General features: G+C 53.9%; 16 protein-coding genes and 1 pseudogene. 9 read left to right on the forward strand and 8 right to left on the reverse strand.

From position 1 onward, the window contains the following. Positions 1–61 precede the first annotated feature (61 nt). From PEH01S_RS14070 to PEH01S_RS14095, 6 genes are all read left to right on the forward strand, one after another. Positions 62–541, forward strand: a complete 480-nt coding sequence (locus tag PEH01S_RS14070; protein WP_127486150.1) for a GNAT family N-acetyltransferase — start codon at positions 62–64, stop codon at positions 539–541. Between the two features lie 32 nt (positions 542–573). Then, a complete protein-coding gene (locus PEH01S_RS14075) occupies positions 574–1,305 on the forward strand; it encodes a response regulator transcription factor (RefSeq protein ID WP_025845959.1) in 732 nt (243 codons plus the stop codon). After that, positions 1,302–2,705 (forward strand): HAMP domain-containing sensor histidine kinase, encoded by a 1,404-nt coding sequence (locus PEH01S_RS14080; protein ID WP_127486152.1) that lies wholly within the window; start codon positions 1,302–1,304, stop codon positions 2,703–2,705. Before PEH01S_RS14075 ends, PEH01S_RS14080 begins: the two co-directional genes overlap by 4 nt. Positions 2,706–2,788: 83 nt before the next feature. Next, on the forward strand, positions 2,789–3,700 hold the full coding sequence (locus PEH01S_RS14085) for an ABC transporter ATP-binding protein (protein WP_127486154.1): 912 nt from the start codon (positions 2,789–2,791) through the stop codon (positions 3,698–3,700). Then, complete coding sequence (locus tag PEH01S_RS14090; protein ID WP_127486156.1) at positions 3,697–4,428, forward strand: ABC transporter permease; 732 nt, start codon at positions 3,697–3,699, stop codon at positions 4,426–4,428. The genes PEH01S_RS14085 and PEH01S_RS14090 overlap by 4 nt, the downstream gene beginning before the upstream one ends. A gap of 26 nt (positions 4,429–4,454) precedes the next feature. Next, complete coding sequence (locus tag PEH01S_RS14095) at positions 4,455–5,180, forward strand: ABC transporter permease (protein WP_164827835.1); 726 nt, start codon at positions 4,455–4,457, stop codon at positions 5,178–5,180. 168 nt (positions 5,181–5,348) lie between these two features. On the opposite strand, the gene PEH01S_RS14100 is transcribed toward PEH01S_RS14095, so the two are convergent. Beyond that, on the reverse strand, positions 5,349–5,789 hold the full coding sequence (locus PEH01S_RS14100; RefSeq protein WP_127486160.1) for a hypothetical protein: 441 nt from the start codon (positions 5,787–5,789) through the stop codon (positions 5,349–5,351). A gap of 303 nt (positions 5,790–6,092) precedes the next feature. Between PEH01S_RS14100 and PEH01S_RS14105 the strand changes: the two genes are divergently transcribed. Next, positions 6,093–6,476, forward strand: a complete 384-nt coding sequence (locus PEH01S_RS14105; RefSeq protein WP_127486162.1) for a winged helix-turn-helix transcriptional regulator — start codon at positions 6,093–6,095, stop codon at positions 6,474–6,476. A 375-nt stretch (positions 6,477–6,851) separates the two neighbouring features. Here PEH01S_RS14105 and PEH01S_RS14110 read toward each other — a convergent pair whose 3' ends face one another. The 4 genes from PEH01S_RS14110 to PEH01S_RS14125 all read right to left on the reverse strand — a co-directional run bounded on the left by PEH01S_RS14110 (position 6,852) and on the right by PEH01S_RS14125 (position 10,256). Then, on the reverse strand, positions 6,852–7,232 hold the full coding sequence (locus PEH01S_RS14110; RefSeq protein ID WP_174807135.1) for a hypothetical protein: 381 nt from the start codon (positions 7,230–7,232) through the stop codon (positions 6,852–6,854). An 84-nt stretch (positions 7,233–7,316) separates the two neighbouring features. Next, complete coding sequence (locus PEH01S_RS14115; RefSeq protein ID WP_164827837.1) at positions 7,317–8,186, reverse strand: glycine betaine ABC transporter substrate-binding protein; 870 nt, start codon at positions 8,184–8,186, stop codon at positions 7,317–7,319. 26 nt (positions 8,187–8,212) lie between these two features. Next, on the reverse strand, positions 8,213–9,058 hold the full coding sequence (locus tag PEH01S_RS14120; protein ID WP_025845945.1) for an ABC transporter permease: 846 nt from the start codon (positions 9,056–9,058) through the stop codon (positions 8,213–8,215). Next, positions 9,048–10,256 (reverse strand): quaternary amine ABC transporter ATP-binding protein, encoded by a 1,209-nt coding sequence (locus tag PEH01S_RS14125; protein ID WP_025845944.1) that lies wholly within the window; start codon positions 10,254–10,256, stop codon positions 9,048–9,050. Before PEH01S_RS14125 ends, PEH01S_RS14120 begins: the two co-directional genes overlap by 11 nt. A gap of 272 nt (positions 10,257–10,528) precedes the next feature. On the opposite strand from PEH01S_RS14125, the gene PEH01S_RS14130 reads away from it, so the two are divergent. Together PEH01S_RS14130 and PEH01S_RS14135 are read left to right on the forward strand one after the other, a co-directional pair. Continuing rightward, positions 10,529–11,104 carry a GbsR/MarR family transcriptional regulator gene (locus PEH01S_RS14130; protein ID WP_025845942.1) on the forward strand — a complete coding sequence of 192 codons (576 nt, stop codon included), beginning with the start codon at positions 10,529–10,531 and terminating at the stop codon, positions 11,102–11,104. 240 nt (positions 11,105–11,344) lie between these two features. Then, positions 11,345–13,936, forward strand: a complete 2,592-nt coding sequence (locus PEH01S_RS14135; protein WP_246062922.1) for an Ig-like domain-containing protein — start codon at positions 11,345–11,347, stop codon at positions 13,934–13,936. Between the two features lie 54 nt (positions 13,937–13,990). Here PEH01S_RS14135 and PEH01S_RS14140 read toward each other — a convergent pair whose 3' ends face one another. The 3 genes and pseudogenes from PEH01S_RS14140 to PEH01S_RS14150 form a co-directional block, all read right to left on the reverse strand. Beyond that, the gene (locus tag PEH01S_RS14140; RefSeq protein WP_127486175.1) at positions 13,991–14,917 is read right to left on the reverse strand and encodes a DMT family transporter; all 927 of its coding nucleotides are present in this window, start codon (positions 14,915–14,917) and stop codon (positions 13,991–13,993) included. Between the two features lie 19 nt (positions 14,918–14,936). Then, positions 14,937–15,353, reverse strand: coding sequence for a MerR family transcriptional regulator (locus PEH01S_RS14145; RefSeq protein WP_127486177.1), 417 nt, complete (start codon positions 15,351–15,353; stop codon positions 14,937–14,939). 135 nt (positions 15,354–15,488) lie between these two features. Continuing rightward, a pseudogene (locus PEH01S_RS14150) lies at positions 15,489–15,880 on the reverse strand (glycoside hydrolase); the annotation flags it as partial.

Below are 15,880 nucleotides of genomic sequence, written 5' to 3' on the forward strand. Positions count from 1 at the left end.
ATCGAAGGAAAATAGGTGTATATTTAGGAAAAAACCATGTCCAAGGGGAGGGACTCCGAGCATGACGTTCCGCCGCGCTACAACGAATGACACGATGCCGCTCAGCGAGCTGTCGTTTCGCTCAAAAGCTTATTGGGGCTACGATCCGCAGTTTATGGAAGCCTGCCGCGAGGACTTGACGCTGCGTCCCGAACATTTCCGCTCGTCAGCCGTCTACCTGCTTGAGACGGACGGCGGTGACATCGCCGGCTTTTACAGCCTGCGGCCTCCGGGTTCGGGCGGTTCGTCCGATCCCGTGGCGGAGCTCGACAGCCTGTTTGTCGCCCCGGAATATATCGGCCGCGGGTACGGAAAACGGCTGTGGAGCCATATGCTTGCTACCGCCGCCGCGCTTCGCCTCCCGCGCATCCGCATTCACAGCGATCCGCATGCGGAAGCATTTTATACCAAAATGGGCGCGGTGCGTATCGGCGAGATCACATCCACCGTTTTCCCGGACCGGAAGCTTCCGCTGATGGAGTTGATTCTTACAGCCTATTGATATAGAACAAAACCTGCAAAGGAGGAAGCGCCATGCTCCACGAGATGAGCGATATCGCGGGCAAAAAAATCGTCATTATCGACGATGAACCGGACCTCGTCAACCTCCTCGATGCCGTGCTGCGCAAAGAAGGCTTCCGCTTGGTGTTCAAAGCGGCCACCGGCCTTGCCGGCATCGAGCTGTGCCGCAGCGAAAAGCCGGATCTGATCGTCCTTGACGTCATGCTGCCGGATCTCGACGGCTTTGCCGTCTGCCAGCAGCTTCGGCAATTTACGCTGGCGCCGATCTTTTTCCTGTCCGCCAAAAACGAAGACGTGGACAAGCTGCTTGGGCTAAGCCTCGGCGGCGACGACTATATTACAAAGCCGTTCAGCCCGAAGGAAGTCGCGTACCGGATGAAAGCGTATTTCCGCCGCAACCGGTACGCGGCCATGCAGGAGGAAAGCCGGAGCATCTACGAATTCGGCAGCGTGACGATCGATGAGAAACAGGGCGAGGTGCGCAAACAGGGCGTTCCCGTAACGCTCACCGCTAAGGAATACCAGCTCCTGCTGTTTCTGGCCAAGCACCCGGGGCAACTGTTCAGCAAAGCGCATTTGTACGAAACGGTATGGGGCGATTCGTACACGGGGTATGACAATACGGTGATGGTCCATATGCGCCACCTGCGGGAAAAGCTGGAGGACAACCCGTCGGAGCCGGAATATTTGCTGACCGTGCGGGGACTCGGTTATAAGCTGCAGCGAAAGGACGTTCGTCCGTGAAGTGGAAAGTCATTATCCAATTTCTGTTATCCATGTCGACGCTGGCGATCTTGATTCTGATCGTCAATTATACGGCGCTCTATTTTTTGGCCGGAGGTCCGGCCTTCGAAAACGGCAAGATGTCTGCTTTTGCCGAACGCTTTACCCACGATTTCGAGAACCGCATCGCCTTGCAAAACGGACGGCCTTACGTCACACCGGAAGGGTTGGAAGAATTGGACTTCCAGCGGGCCTGGATTCAAATTTTGGACGAAACCGGCGCGGAAGCATTCGCCTATCATAAGCCGGCTCACGCCCCGACGCATTACTCGCCCAGCGAAATCGCCTTTTTTTATAAATATGCCGTCAACGATTTTACCGTCTTTATCAGCCGTGTGGAAGACAATGGCTACCACTGGAGCTATATGATCGGGTTTCCCGTGGAAACGGTGGCCAAATATTTTCTATATATCAGCCCTAAAAATGTGCAAACCTTTTTTCCGAACGGCTTTTACATGCTTCTCGGGGTGACGCTGGGCGGTACGCTGGTCATCGGCTATTTGTTTGCCCGCGGGCTTTCCAGGCCGGTACGGACCGTCATCGACGCGATCCGCGAGCTTGCGGACGGCCGGTATGGGCTTCGCCTTGCGCCGAAAGGAATCTATAAAGATGTGTACCGCAGCCTGCTCCACCTCTCCTCTACCTTGTCCTCCCTTGAGCAGCATCGGGAGCGCGCGGACCGTATGCGGGAGGAATGGATCGCCGGCTTGTCCCACGATTTAAAAACGCCGCTTTCCTCTATCAAAGGCTACGGAGAAATGCTTGCCGAGCCAAGCTACGACCTCCGCCCCGACGAGCGGACCGGCTATGCGGCGACGATCGTGCGCAACGCCGCTTATATGGAAGGTTTGCTGGACGATTTGCGGCTCACGTCCCAGCTTAAGCACAACCTCCTGCCGTTGGATAAGCAGGAAAGCGATGTCGTCCGGCTGGTGCAGGAAGCCGTCATTCTGCTGCTGAACAGCCCGGAGGGCGAGGACCGGACGATTTTGTTCGATGCAAGCCCGCAGACGATCCCGCTGTCCTTTGACGCCAAGCTGCTGCAGCGCGCGTTTCTGAACCTGCTCTTCAACGCGCTCGTCCACAATCCCGCGGGGACGCAGGTGCAGGTTGCCGTCTCGAGCGACGAAAACGGCGTACGCGTGGTCATCTCCGACAACGGCGTAGGCATATCGAAGGAAGATATGGCCAAGCTGTTCGACCGGTACTACCGCGGCACGAATACGGCGGCAAGCCATCAAGGCTCGGGACTGGGCCTCGCGATCGCCCGGCAAATTATCGAAGCGCACGGCGGAAAGGTCGAAGTGGAAAGCCGGCTTGAGCACGGCACGACGATCATCGTCCATTTTCCGAAAACTTAAGCCCGATTTAAGGTAAACTGAAGCGAAGCTTAACTTCCATACGATACCATGCTCTTGTCGAACGAAAGGAGCATGGTTTTTTTATGAGCGAATTCATCTTGGAAACGAAACGGTTATCGAAACAATTCAAGTCGTTTGCCGCGGTCAAAGGGGTCGACTTGCAGGTAAGGCCCGGCGAAGTTTACGGCTTTCTTGGCCCGAACGGCGCAGGCAAAACGACAACGATCCGCATGCTGCTCGGGCTGATTCGTCCGACACACGGGGAGGTACGCGTCTTCGGGCAGGACTTGGCCCGGCACCGGCTCGATATTTTACGCCGGGTCGGCTCGCTGGTCGAGTCACCGTCCTATTACGGCAATCTGAGCGCCTACGACAATCTGGAAATCACCCGCAAGCTGCTTGGCGCCAAGAAAAGCGACATCGACAAAGTGCTCGAAACGGTAAGGCTGTCCGATTGGCGCAGCAAAAAAGTCAAAACGTTCTCCCTCGGCATGAAGCAGCGGCTCGGCATCGCGCAGGCGCTGCTGGGCAACCCGATGCTGCTCGTGCTCGACGAGCCAACCAACGGCCTTGACCCCGCCGGCATTCTCGAAATCCGCGAGCTGATCGCCCGCCTGCCGGAGGAACGCGGCTTGTCGGTGCTCGTCTCCAGCCATATTTTGAACGAAATCGAGCTGATTGCCAGCCGTGTCGGCATTATTTACAAGGGCGAGCTGTTGTTCCAAGGCTCGCTTCAGGAGCTGCGGGAGCAGAACAAAACGATGCTGCGCATCGATGCCGCTCCGCTCGTAGAGGCGGGCAATTTCCTGCTGGCCCGGGGCCATCAAGTGGAGAAGCGTCAGACCAGCCTGTACGTCGATATGTCAGGAACGAGCGCTGCCCGTTTGAACCGCGAGCTGGTAACGGCCGGCTTCGACGTCTCGCATGTCAGCGAAAATACACCGTCGCTGGAAGATATCTTCCTGACGATGACGAAGGGAGCGCAAAGCTTGTGAAGGCATGGAGCGTCATTGCGGCGGAGCTGTACAAGCAGAAAAAAGGCGTCCTGTGGAAGCTCGCCTTCGGCGGTCCGGCTCTCGTCTCCCTGCTGATTTTCCTGAACATGTCCATCCGCTACGATTATTTGATGCAGCGGCATGCAGGGAAAACGTCGTGGGAAGCGATGCTGAACGAAGTGTTTTTTCTATGGGCTTTCTTCCTCCCGATCGGGGTGACGCTGCTGGCGGCTATCGTCCATTTCCGCGAATATAGCGAGAACGCCTGGAAGCATCTGCTGAGCCTGCCGGTGCGGCGGGGACACGTGTATGCGGCCAAGTGGCTCGTCATTGTGCTCGCGACCGTCTTGTCGGTGCTGGCGCTTATGGCCGGCCTGCGGCTGTGCGGGCTCGTCATCGGCTTTCCCGAGCCGTTCCCTCTCGGCCTCTATGGACAGTACGCGTTGTACCTGACGTTCTCGTCGCTCGGCATCGCCAGCGTGCAGCATTGGCTCAGCTCCCGCTTCCGCAATACGATTATTCCGGTCGCCGTCGGCGTATCGGGCACCGTAGGCGCGATCTTTCTCGCCCAATCGGAATGGATGCGCTACTTGCCGTATGCGGCTCCGCTGTTCACCATGCCGGGTCCGGATGGGGATGCCGGCGTCTCCATCATCAGCGGGCTGATCTTCGGAACCGTCGCGCTGCTGGCCGGCATGCTCGAATTCGGAAAAAGGGATATTTTGTAACCGTACGCCAAGGAGGTATGCTGGAGATGAAGTCGTTATTCGCCGCCGAATGGCTGAAGTTAAAGCATTCGCGCATCTTGTGGATCGTTATTCTCATGCCGATTCTGTTAACCGCCCAAGGGGTCGGTAATTTTACCCGCTACACCGATGTGTGGACCCGGGACGATTGGACCGTCATTATCGAGCAGTGCCTCATTTTTTACCCGCCGATGCTGCTGCCGTTTTTTATTGCCATTGTTATCGCGCTTATGATCCGCGTCGAGCACAGCCATAACGGCTGGAAGCATCTGCTTGCGCTGCCGGTGAGACGCGGGCATATTTATACAGCCAAGTTCGGCCTCGCGCTGCTGCTGGTCGTTCTGAATATCGCCGTCTTCGGCGCAAGCATCGTCGCCGCGGGCCTGCTCGTCGGGGCGAACGGTTCTGTCCCGCTGGATCGGATCGCGCTGCCGCTTCTGCGCCTGATCCCGGGGGTGCTGCCGATTATGGCGATTCAATTCTGGCTCAGTCTGCGGTACCGTCATATCGGCATCCCGCTAGGCATCGGGATCGGATTGGCAGTCCCCGCAATCCTTGTGGCCAATACGAAATATTGGATCGTCTATCCGTGGACCTACCCGACGATGGCTGCGCTCGCGAGCCAAAGCGCCAAATTCGACAAAGGCCCGCTTCTGTACGGCGCGGTAGTCCTTGTCTTTCTTCTGGTCACCGCCTTCGGCTTCAACGAGTTCAAACGGCGGGACATTCTGTGAATCGTATCCTCTGCAAGCGAAGGCTTCTCATTTTCGGGCACCTTCGCTTTTTATTGTTTTTGGTGTTCAAAGATAATAAAGTAACCGGAACTCCTTATCTGTAAGGAATCCCGGTCATTTTCATTTCCACTATCGTCACCCCTCATCTACTATCCAGATTTCCAAATTTTAATTAAAAGCGTTAGTGGACTTAATGATTTTCCGTAATACCAAAATTAAAATAAGCATGACAATGGTGGAGACCGGCAAAAATAAAGCGGCATATATAGGTCCCCACTCCAAATACCCGGAGACATTAACCCCTTCATATCCGTACATCAATGAAGAAGCCGTAATAGCACCTATGGTTCCCATGAATAGTACATTGAGAAAACCACTACTTATGCAATATAACCAGAGCTTCAAGCGGCCCGAACCTTCAAATGCTCGATAATATCCTGCTAATCCCAAACTGACACAAGCTGGTACTGCCAATGTAAGAAAAAACCACCACCATCCTCCGAACGACAAACCACCTGCTAGTAAATTGCCCAAAATTGAAATAATAAGGCTTAGAATACCTGCTACTGTTAACCCCCAAAAAACACCAAGCAAAGATGAACGGACCATGAAAAAGGATCCCTCCGATCCTCAAATAATAAACACTACTACACCATAGACCAAATATATACCTTAAATGTTTTTTGAATTTCAATAAATTTGAATACAAACAGCTACTGCGGATAACTGCCAGTTCGTTTAGCGGAGCCGCAACCCGTGCAATTAGCAACATGGAAATCTATTCCTTTATCGGCTTGCGGACATATAGGAATTTTATCATACGATGGGCCAATTGTGTGATATACTTAACGAGCGCAGGTACATCCAAAAATGCTTATAGTATACATTTATATACCGAAAGGAAATGAGCGAATGAGCAAGAAGATGAACGGCGGCTGTATTGTTCCCAATTTAGAAGGGTGCCCTGTCGAGTTTACTTTGGATGTCATCGGAGGCAAATGGAAGGGCGTGCTGCTCTACCATCTGATCGGTGGAACGAAAAGGTTCAACGAGTTCCGCCGCATCTGCCCGGCCATTACTCAACGGATGCTGACCCTGCAGCTGCGGGAGCTGGAAGAGGACGGCATCGTGCATCGCGAGGTCTACCAGCAGGTTCCGCCCAAAGTGGAATATTCGCTCACCGAGTTCGGCCGGACGCTGGAACCGATCATTTTGCAGATGAAACAGTGGGGGGAAACGTACCGAGGCCGGATGAACGATACGGCCAAAGCCATGGCTGTGGAGCAAGAACGGTAGCTTTCCCTTGCTTGGGTGATCCATGGAAAAGTAAAGGAAGCGCTTGAATGTTGAAGGGCTTCTCTGAGCTTGTTGTGAAAGTGGTCAACTGAAGTAATAGATTTTACGAGGGGGTGGGTATCTACTTCCGGTCGATGCTCCACCCCACAAAGTGAAGTTGAATCAGGGAAGCTTAGTCCAAGTACTTTGCGGGGACCCCGGGTTCGCGGGAAACTTTGATTGAAGCCGCTTAAACAGCGGATATTTCCCGATGGCAGGCGAACGCTATCGCTCCTCCAGTAGATCCCCCACCTCCGTTGTTTTTCTATTCTTGTCAAAAATCACTTTCTCAACACTCTGAAGGAAGCCCTTGAACGCGAAGGACTTCCTTTTTTATTATTGAGCAGGACCATGAACCATAACCGCTAAGCCGGGGTAAGCGGCTGCGAGCCCGGATGCCCGCTCCTCGATCCGCTTCCGCTCAAAGCCAGCGCCGAACAGCTCGCGGTTCGGCCGGAACGTGACGCTCGTGTCTGTCGCCTCCGTCAAGCCGACCGTCAGCAGCTCCGTCTGCGGGATGCCCTGTCTATAGTCTTGACGGTGCACCTTCCCTTCGCGCTTGATTTCAACCGATAACGATTCGGAGAGCGCATTGACCACCGCGATGCCGATCCCTTTCTCCACACCGGGCGAAACAAACGGAGCATTGCTGCTCGACTCGGCAATATCGGTCAGAGCGCTTTGCACATTCGAGAGATTCGAGGAAGGAATAGGCATCTTTGTATTCGTTTTCGGCTTTCTTCATTAAAAAAACAGGCCGGAGAACGTCATACGTTCGTCCAGCCTGCTTATGCCTCGCCGTTACTTCTTCTTCAAGTCTTCGATCGAATTGATCTCCATATATTTCGGAACGACCAGACCGATCTTGGTCCCCTTCAGGTTCGGGCCGAGGTCCTCGAATTTGCCTTTGAACTTCTCGTAATAGTCTTTATGCGTCGTCGGCAGCCAAGCGGCGACAATCGCGTCGACGTCTCCGCCGGCGACCCCGGCCCACATCGGACCCGCTTCCACCTGCAGCATATCCACCTTGTAGCCGAGGCGCGATTCGAGTACCTGCTTGACGACGTTCGTGCTGGCGATCTCCGAATCCCAAGCGACGTAAGCGAGCTTCAGCTTCCGGCCTTCGGCCTTCGGCACGTCCTTCACCCAGCCGTCCACCTTGGCGGCGTTCTCTTTCACCCAATCGGCCGCGGCGGCTTCCGGCTTCTTGCCGTCCATGACCGCCCCCATCACTTTCTCCATGTCGGCCGCGGTCCATTCGAACTTGTCGAGCACCGCATAGGCGGACGGCTCCGCCGTTTTAAGCCCTGTTTTTGCGATCGTATGAATCTCCTCGTCCGCCCCGTAAACACCCTTCGGGTCCTCCAAATATTTCAGATCGTACTTGGCGAACATCCAGTGCGGCGTCCAACCGGTAATAATGATCGGCTTTTTCGCTTTATACGCTCTGTCCAACGCCGCGGTCATCGCCGTGCTGGAGCCTTCCACCAGCTTCCAGTCGGTTAAGCCATAATCTTTAAGTGCCTGGCTCGTGGCCTTCATAATGCCCGCGCCGGGGTCGATGCCGATAATTTCATATTTTACTTGATCCCCCACAAACGCCGAGGTGCCGGAGCTCTTGGCCCCGCACCCAACGGCAAGCAGAGCGGCCCCGAGCAAACACAACGTCATCAACAGCAGATTCCGGTTTCGTTTTTTCAATGCTTCTTCTCTCCTTTGGGTTTCATCTTAATCACATGCTGCGTCAGCCGGTCGAGCACAATCGCCAGAATGACGACGGCAAGCCCCGCTTCGAAGCCTTCGCCCGTCTTGAGCTGGGTAACGGCACGGTACACGTCCGCCCCAAGCCCTTGAGCGCCGATCATCGAAGCGATGACGACCATCGACAGCGAGAGCATGATCGTTTGGTTGATGCCGGCCATCAGCGTAGGCAGCGCCAGCGGGAGCTGGACCTTCCACAGCTTCTGTCCGGGCGTCGTCCCGAAAGCGTCGGCCGCCTCGATCAGGTCGAACGGCACTTGGCGGATGCCGAGATTCGTCAGCCGGATCGTCGGAGGCACCGCGAAAATAACGGAAGCGATAACGCCGGGTACAACGCCCAGGCCGAAAAAGGTAACCGCCGGGATCAAATAAACGAAGGCCGGCATCGTCTGCATGAAATCGAGCAGCGGCGTTAACGTATTCTGTACCGTCTTATTTCTCGCGGACCAGATACCGAGGGGCAGGCCGACGATGACCGAGAGGAAAGCCGAGGTCATGACGAGCGCCAGCGTATCCATCGTATGGTCCCAGAACCCGAGATTGGCAATCAGCAGCGTGCCAAGCAGGGTAAAAATGCCGAGCATGAGCCCTGCCGCACGGTAAGCCAGAAAAGCAACCAATACGATGAGCACCAGCGCAGGCGGAAAATGAAACAACAGCGAAAACAAATTAACCGTTCCTTCAATTAAGGAAGAAATAAAACCGAACAGCCACTCGAAGGTGGAGCCGAGCCAGTCGACGACTCCTTCGACCCATTCGGCAATCGGAAGCTTAGGACCCATCGGTGGTCACCGCCTCTCGAACCCGGTCGTGGTTGCCGGCTAATGCTCCGAGCACCGCACCGCGGATAATGACGCCGAGCAGCCGCCCGTTCTCGGACGTAACCGCCACCGGCACCCGGCTGGTGCTGACGGTATCGAACAGGTCGCTCAACAGCGTGTTAGGCGATACCGTCGGTACCTCGGATATAATGATCGCATCAAGCGTCAAATGCTCCCGGATCGCCCGGGCCGCGTCTTCGGCCGTCAATACGCCGATCAGCCGCTTGGCGCTGTCAACGACGAACAAGTTGGAAATGCCGTTCTCCCGCATCAGCTCCAGCGCTACGCGCGGCCCCCCGCGGTCGTACACGATCGTCTCCGGCCGGCGCATCACATGCGAAGCATTCAATACCCGGGACAGATCGACATCTTCAATAAATTTCTCTACATATTCGTTAGCCGGGGTGATCATGATCTCCTCGGGCGTGCCGATCTGGACGATGGAGCCGTCTTTCATCAATGCGATCCGGTCCCCGATTCGCAGCGCTTCGTTCAAATCGTGCGTGATGAAAATGATCGTCTTCTTCAGCTTTTCCTGCAGCTCGCGCAGCTCCTCCTGCATATCCTTGCGAATCAGCGGATCAAGCGCGCTGAACGCTTCGTCCATCAAAAGAACCTGCGGCGAATTGGCGAGCGCCCGGGCCAAGCCGACCCGCTGCTGCATGCCGCCGCTCAGCTGGTCCGGATATTGATCGGCCCATTCCTCCAGTCCGACCAGCGCAAGCGCTTCCCGCGCTTTTTCCCTGCGGATTTTGGCCGGTACCTTTTGCACTTCAAGCCCGAATTCGACGTTTTGCACAACCGTCTTATGCGGGAACAGCGCGAACTTTTGAAACACCATGCTCATCGCCGTCCGGCGGAATTCGCGCAGCCGCTCCTCGTTCATCTCTACGATATTTTCACCGCGGAATAGAATGCTTCCATCGGTAGGTTCAATCAGCCGGTTCAGCAGCCGGATCAAGGTCGATTTACCGCTGCCGGACAATCCCATAATGACGAAGATTTCTCCTTCTTTGACCGTAAAGCTGGCGCGGTTCACGCCTACGGTCTGTTTCGTCTCCGCAAAGATACGCTTCTTGCTCCAGCCTTGGTTGAGAAGCTCCAGCGCCTTCTCGGGATGCTGACCGAAAACTTTGGTCAAATTCTTTACTTCGATCAAAGCCGTATCCCCCCATTCTTTCGATGCTCTTAAGTTTACAGGTGCATAGGCCGATGGGTCAAAAGCGAAATAAGTTTGTTTCGTACGTACAGAAAAAACTTTACAAACGTATCGTACAGAATACTCCTATTTCCTCCGAATTCCTTTCCTGATAGTAGCTTTACTTTCAAATGCAGGTTCAATACAATACAATGAGAATATTTATTTTAGGCAAGCATTCTGCCGCGGCTCAGCACTACCGGCGGCAGCATCCGCAGGAGGCATAATTAATTATGAACAACTGGGTTGGGATGACGGAGGAACAAGCTGGCATCGTTCAAAAAGCCCGTAAACGCGTAATCGAATCCATCGGAAAAAATATGGATTTATATGGCGTCACCCTTTCCACCGGCCATTTGTACGGCATGATGTTTTTTCAGGATAAGCCTATGACGCTCGATGAAATGGGCGAAGAAATGGGCATGAGCAAGACGAGCATGAGTACGGGCGTACGCACGCTGACGGACCTGAAAATGGTGCACAAAGTGTGGGAAAAAGGAATGCGCAAGGATTTGTACGAGGTTGAGCCGGACTGGTACCAAACGTTCGCGGATTTTTTCGTGATCAAATGGCAGAAGTCCATCGAAATGAATGTGCAGGCGCTGCGCAAATCGTTGGTCGAGCTGAGGCGGCTTGCCGAGGAAGATCCGGGCAACGAGGCGCTGCAGAAAGTCGTCGCTACCGATACGCGCAAGCTGGAGGAAGCGATCCGGTATTACTTATGGCTCGGACGTCTGATCGATACGTTCGAATCCGGGGAAATTTTCAAGCTGGTGCCGAAGGAAGAGCCGCCGGCGGACTCCCATTAATACGCTGTATAGTATGGCAAGCCGTGCCGAACGATCCGGTACGGCTTTTTCGTGTCCGCAGAAATCGCCCTCCTTGCCCGAAACGGTTCGTCATTTTCCGGGAAATAATCCCCTGAGACACAGGCGAATAAGAAATTAGGTAACATTATCCAACAAAACTCTAAAGTTTTTCGCTCAAGATGCCGATATATGTACCATTGTCTGACCAGACGAATACAAACGGAACAGGAGTGAAAGAGCTTGCGCTTTAGAATGCAAAAAGTGTTCTTGTTGTTGCTTACCGTCATCTTGAGCACATGCAGCTTTGGCGTCATGAGCGCATCGGCCGCGGATGTCATCACGAAACTGGTTTTGAACAAAAATGAAGTTTCGCTGGACGTGGGCAGCACCGCCAACCTGACAGCCACTGCAATTTACGACAACGGAAAGACGGAAACGGTAACGATCAAAACGGAGTGGAATTCCGAAGACCCGAATGTCGCCTCGGTGTACGCCGGTGTCATTACCGCCAAAGCGGAAGGCGACGTTATCATTACGGCCAAATATATGACCGAGCAAGTTCCCGTCAAGGTAAAAGTAACCAAGCGGGTCAAATCGCTCATCAAAGACAAACAAAAAATCGATCTGCGCAAAGGCCAAGCCGAGCAAATTACGCTGAAGGCTTATTACGATGACGGCACGTCGGAAGATGTGACCGCCAAAGCGGAATGGACCATGGACAACGGCACCATCGCCACCCTCTTTAACGGAAAGGTGACCGCTCAAGGCTCCGGCTCCGGAACCATTACGGCGAAGTTCGGCAATCAATCGGTATCGATTCCGCTGACCGTCGAAGTGGTCAAACGCGTCGATGCCGACAAGTCCCGCGTTTCGCTGCTGCTGAATCAATCGGAAACGATCCGGCTGCTTGCCACGTATCCTGACGGAACGACGGAAGATGTGACGGAAAGCGCCGACTGGGCGTCCGACAACGCAGATGTCGCCGATGCGCTTAAAGGCAAAATAACCGGCTACGGTCCGGGACAGGCGAACATTACCGCCACATACGGAACGAAGACGGCCAAGATTAAAGTGGACGTGGATAACGCCATCAAGCTCGACCTGAGCAAGCAAAACCTTCTGATGAAGAAAAGCACGACCGAGCAGTTGAAATTGACCGCCACCTATCCGAACGGCAATACGGAAGATATTACCGATCGCGCCGAGTGGGCGTCCTCCGACGATACGATCGTTTATGTCGTCAAAGGTAAAATCAGCGCCAACAAAACGGGCGAAGCGACCGTCACAGCCAAATACGGCGAGAAAACCGTGACCGCCGTCGTCGATGTAGACGTGCCCCGCCGCCTGGAGCTGAGCAAAGACACGATTACGTTGAACTCGGGCAAATCGGAGCAGCTCACGCTTGACGCCACCTACGGCGACGGCAGCAGCGAAGATGTGACCAGCCAAGCGAAGTGGACCTCCGACAAGGAAACGATCGCCAGCGTCATTAACGGCAAAGTAACCGCCGTGAAAGCGGGCGAAGCGACGATTACGGCCCAATACGGCGAAAAAACCGTAACCGCCAAAGTATTGGTGGACATTCCTAACGTTCTTGTGCCGAGCAGCAAGAAAGTGAATTTCCAGATCGGAGATTCGGAGCAAATTACGCTGAAAGCCGTCTATCCGGACGGCGTCAATGAAGACGGTCTTGAGAAAAAAGCCGAATGGACGTCCTCGAACGACCAAATCGCCGAAGTGCGCGGCGGGATGATTACGGGGATCGGCACGGGTACCGCCACGATCACCGCAAAGTTCGGCAACCGCTCCACGACCATCCAGGTGTCCGTCGGCGTACTGAAAACGTTGACCGCCGACGCAACCAGCCTTGTTCTGAAAAAAGGCGATGTTCAGACGATTAAATTGGATGCGACTTATACGGACGGCAAGACGAACAACGTAGCGCAGGATGCGGAGTGGACAAGCTCCAATCCGGCGGTCGCTTCGGTCAGCGAAGGCACGATCAAAGCGCTCGCTTCGGGCGAAACGACGATCACCGCGAAAGTCGATACCAAGACGGTGACCATTACCGTGCAAGTCGATATGGCCAGCACGCTGAAAGCAAGCCCGGCGTCCATCCAAATGGACTTGGGCGAAACCCGCACGATCAAGCTGACTTCCATCGATGCCAACGGCAAAGCGGAGGATGTGGAAGGCACGGCCGAATGGACCTCGGCGAGCCCGACGATCGCGCAGGTTGAAAAAGGAGTCGTTACTTCCTTAGCCCGGGGCAAGACGACCATCACGGCCAAATTCGGCGGAAAATCCGTATCGATCCCGGTCGAGATCGGTTCCGTGTCGGACCTCGTGCCGAACAAGCGCTATCTTCCGATGAAAACGGGAGGCACCTTCCAGATTCAGCTGACGGCTACGATGGCGGACGGCACGACAAAAGACGTCACGTCGCAAGCCCAGTGGAAATCGACCAACTACAAATTGCTTGAAGTGGAGAACGGTCTGGTGAAAGCCGTCGCCTCCGGCAGCGCTTCGATCTCCGCGACCTTCAATGGCAAAAGCGTCTCAATCCCGGTCGACGTCGACCGTCTCAAATATTTGAAGACGGATGTCGTCACCGCGAATATGAAGCCGGGCGAAACGTTGAATGTCAAAGCGATTGCAACGTTTATGGACGGTTCGGATCTGGACGTGACCGTATCCGGCCTTTGGAGCTCCACCAACATTCGGGTAGCCGACGTGAAGGACGGGGTAATCAAAGCGACCGGAAAAGGACGCGCCACCCTTACCGTTGGCTATGCGAGCAAGAAAACGACCATTCTTGTGACTGTAAACTAAGCAAGCATAAAAACAACGTTCGGAACCCCGATACAGGGAACCGAACGTTGTTTTTTAGTATTCGGAAAAGGGTGATTTTTGATACGATGATACCGCTGCACGTTTTTCCGTATGGTGTTTCGGAATCGTGATGACCCCCGAAGCCGTTAAAACGCCTAATAGAATGAAAACCGTCCCAATCATTTGAAATACCGATACCGGCGTTCCAGTGGCAAATGAAATCATCATCGTTACAACGGGAACCAGATTAAAAAATAAAGATGTCTTACTTGCCCCAATTTCCTTCATGCCCTGATTCCACCACAGATAACCCAAAACCGTTGTAAAGAAAGCCATAAAAGCAACGGCTCCCCAGGCTCCAATCGGAATAGTCGGCAAAGGAACCGGTTTGGGCATAAAAAAGGAGACGACGATTAAGCTAACCGCACCGATCGTCATGGGATAAGTCGTTGCAGATAGCGGAGTGGCATCCTTGACAAACCGACGTCCAAGTACGCCATAAAGCGCCCAACAAATGTTTCCTCCAAAGATCATTAAGTCTCCGCCCGAAATGGATAAGGTCTTAACCGTTTCAATAGAACCTTGTGTAATGACTAACAATACGCCGATGAAAGCAAAGAAAATACCGGCCGCCTGTTTGGTTGTCATCTTATCCTTCAATATCATTTGTGCGAAAATCGTCGTTACTAAAGGATTCAGCCCCATGATTAATGCCCCGTTCACAGGAGACGTATATTTCAATCCTGTAAAGAACAAAGCGTTAAATCCAAAGATCCCCACAATCCCAAGAACCAGATAGGCAATGGCATTTTTCCGAAATTCATTTTTCCTCACCCCTTCGGTAACCATTAAAATCATCAGCATCACGACAGCCGCTAAACCGAAACGCCATGCCGCAGCAGAAAATGAGGAAAAATAGTCGACGGTATATTTGGCAACGTTAAAAGTAGCTCCTGTAAAAATGGCGAAGCCGAGGAGCATCAGGTAGATTTCAATGGTTTCATTTGTTTTTCGCTTCCTCAATCAACATGGAATAATAGGTATCCAGCTTTAGTCTGGTTGTAGCCATCACGGCTTCCAGCTCTCTCTTTTTGATTTCCATTTTCTCCAAGTGCTTGTTTAAAATCTCGATACGTTTGTTTATCGTCGGTGTGAACTGGGTTAGTTCACTATTCGAGTCGATTTTGTCGAAAATACATCCATCTTTCACGAACTCGTTTATATCGTCCAAAGACATGCCGGTTTCCTTCAAGCTCTTCAGAAAGGTCAGGAAACGAATATCTTTGTCCGTGTAACTGCGAAATCCGCTGTTTTTTCGTTTGGGCGGGGGGAGCAATCCCATTTTTTCATAATATCTTAAGGTGTACGAGCTGATGCCGGATTTTTCGGCGGCTTCCCGGATGGAGTACAATACGATCACCCTCTCTTTGATTTAAAGGTAGTTTATAACTTAGAGTTCGCTCGAAGTCAAGCAAATAAAAAACCTGCGATCGTATGGTTACGAATCGCAGGTTAATGAAAAATCGTATGACGTAAAAGGCGCCGGCAAGGCTTATCCCTCGGCCGCTTCCAGCGGCGCCGGCAGCTTGCCTTGAGCGGATAGCTCGCCAGCCAGCACGCGGGCCAGCGCCTTCATCGCGAACGGCGTATTCTCGTAGCATGCGAGGTAGGTTTTGACCTCCGCGGGCAAGACGCTGATATCGAACGGATTGCGCGCCGCCGCGACGACCAGCTTCGCCTTCGGCAGCGCCGCTAGCGCCTTGGCAAGCTCCACTTGCCCCGGCGAGAACGAGGCATTGTAGGTCACCAGCACGATCTGCTCGGCGTCGCGGGCAAGCTCAGCAATGTGCGCCTGCTCCTCCGCCGTCGGCTGTACGCCGATCCGCTCCTCGCGCACCTGGTAATTCAGCTGCGCCAGCCAGTAGCCCGCCGTCTCACGGCGGG

This window comes from Paenibacillus ehimensis NBRC 15659, assembly GCF_004000785.1.
GTDB classification, from domain to species: Bacteria; Bacillota; Bacilli; order Paenibacillales; family NBRC-103111; genus Paenibacillus_G; species Paenibacillus_G ehimensis.

Excerpts from the sequence above, each read along its gene's own strand:
- PEH01S_RS14070 (WP_127486150.1), top strand. The coding sequence starts at position 62 with ATGACGTTCCGCCGCGCTACAACGAATGACACGATGCCGCTCAGCGAG.
- PEH01S_RS14075 (WP_025845959.1), top strand. The coding sequence starts at position 574 with ATGCTCCACGAGATGAGCGATATCGCGGGCAAAAAAATCGTCATTATC.
- PEH01S_RS14085 (WP_127486154.1), top strand. The coding sequence starts at position 2,789 with ATGAGCGAATTCATCTTGGAAACGAAACGGTTATCGAAACAATTCAAG.
- PEH01S_RS14095 (WP_164827835.1), top strand. The coding sequence starts at position 4,455 with ATGAAGTCGTTATTCGCCGCCGAATGGCTGAAGTTAAAGCATTCGCGC.
- PEH01S_RS14100 (WP_127486160.1), bottom strand. The coding sequence starts at position 5,789 with ATGGTCCGTTCATCTTTGCTTGGTGTTTTTTGGGGGTTAACAGTAGCA.
- PEH01S_RS14105 (WP_127486162.1), top strand. The coding sequence starts at position 6,093 with ATGAGCAAGAAGATGAACGGCGGCTGTATTGTTCCCAATTTAGAAGGG.
- PEH01S_RS14110 (WP_174807135.1), bottom strand. The coding sequence starts at position 7,232 with ATGCCTATTCCTTCCTCGAATCTCTCGAATGTGCAAAGCGCTCTGACC.
- PEH01S_RS14115 (WP_164827837.1), bottom strand. The coding sequence starts at position 8,186 with ATGACGTTGTGTTTGCTCGGGGCCGCTCTGCTTGCCGTTGGGTGCGGG.
- PEH01S_RS14120 (WP_025845945.1), bottom strand. The coding sequence starts at position 9,058 with ATGGGTCCTAAGCTTCCGATTGCCGAATGGGTCGAAGGAGTCGTCGAC.
- PEH01S_RS14130 (WP_025845942.1), top strand. The coding sequence starts at position 10,529 with ATGAACAACTGGGTTGGGATGACGGAGGAACAAGCTGGCATCGTTCAA.
- PEH01S_RS14140 (WP_127486175.1), bottom strand. The coding sequence starts at position 14,917 with ATGCTCCTCGGCTTCGCCATTTTTACAGGAGCTACTTTTAACGTTGCC.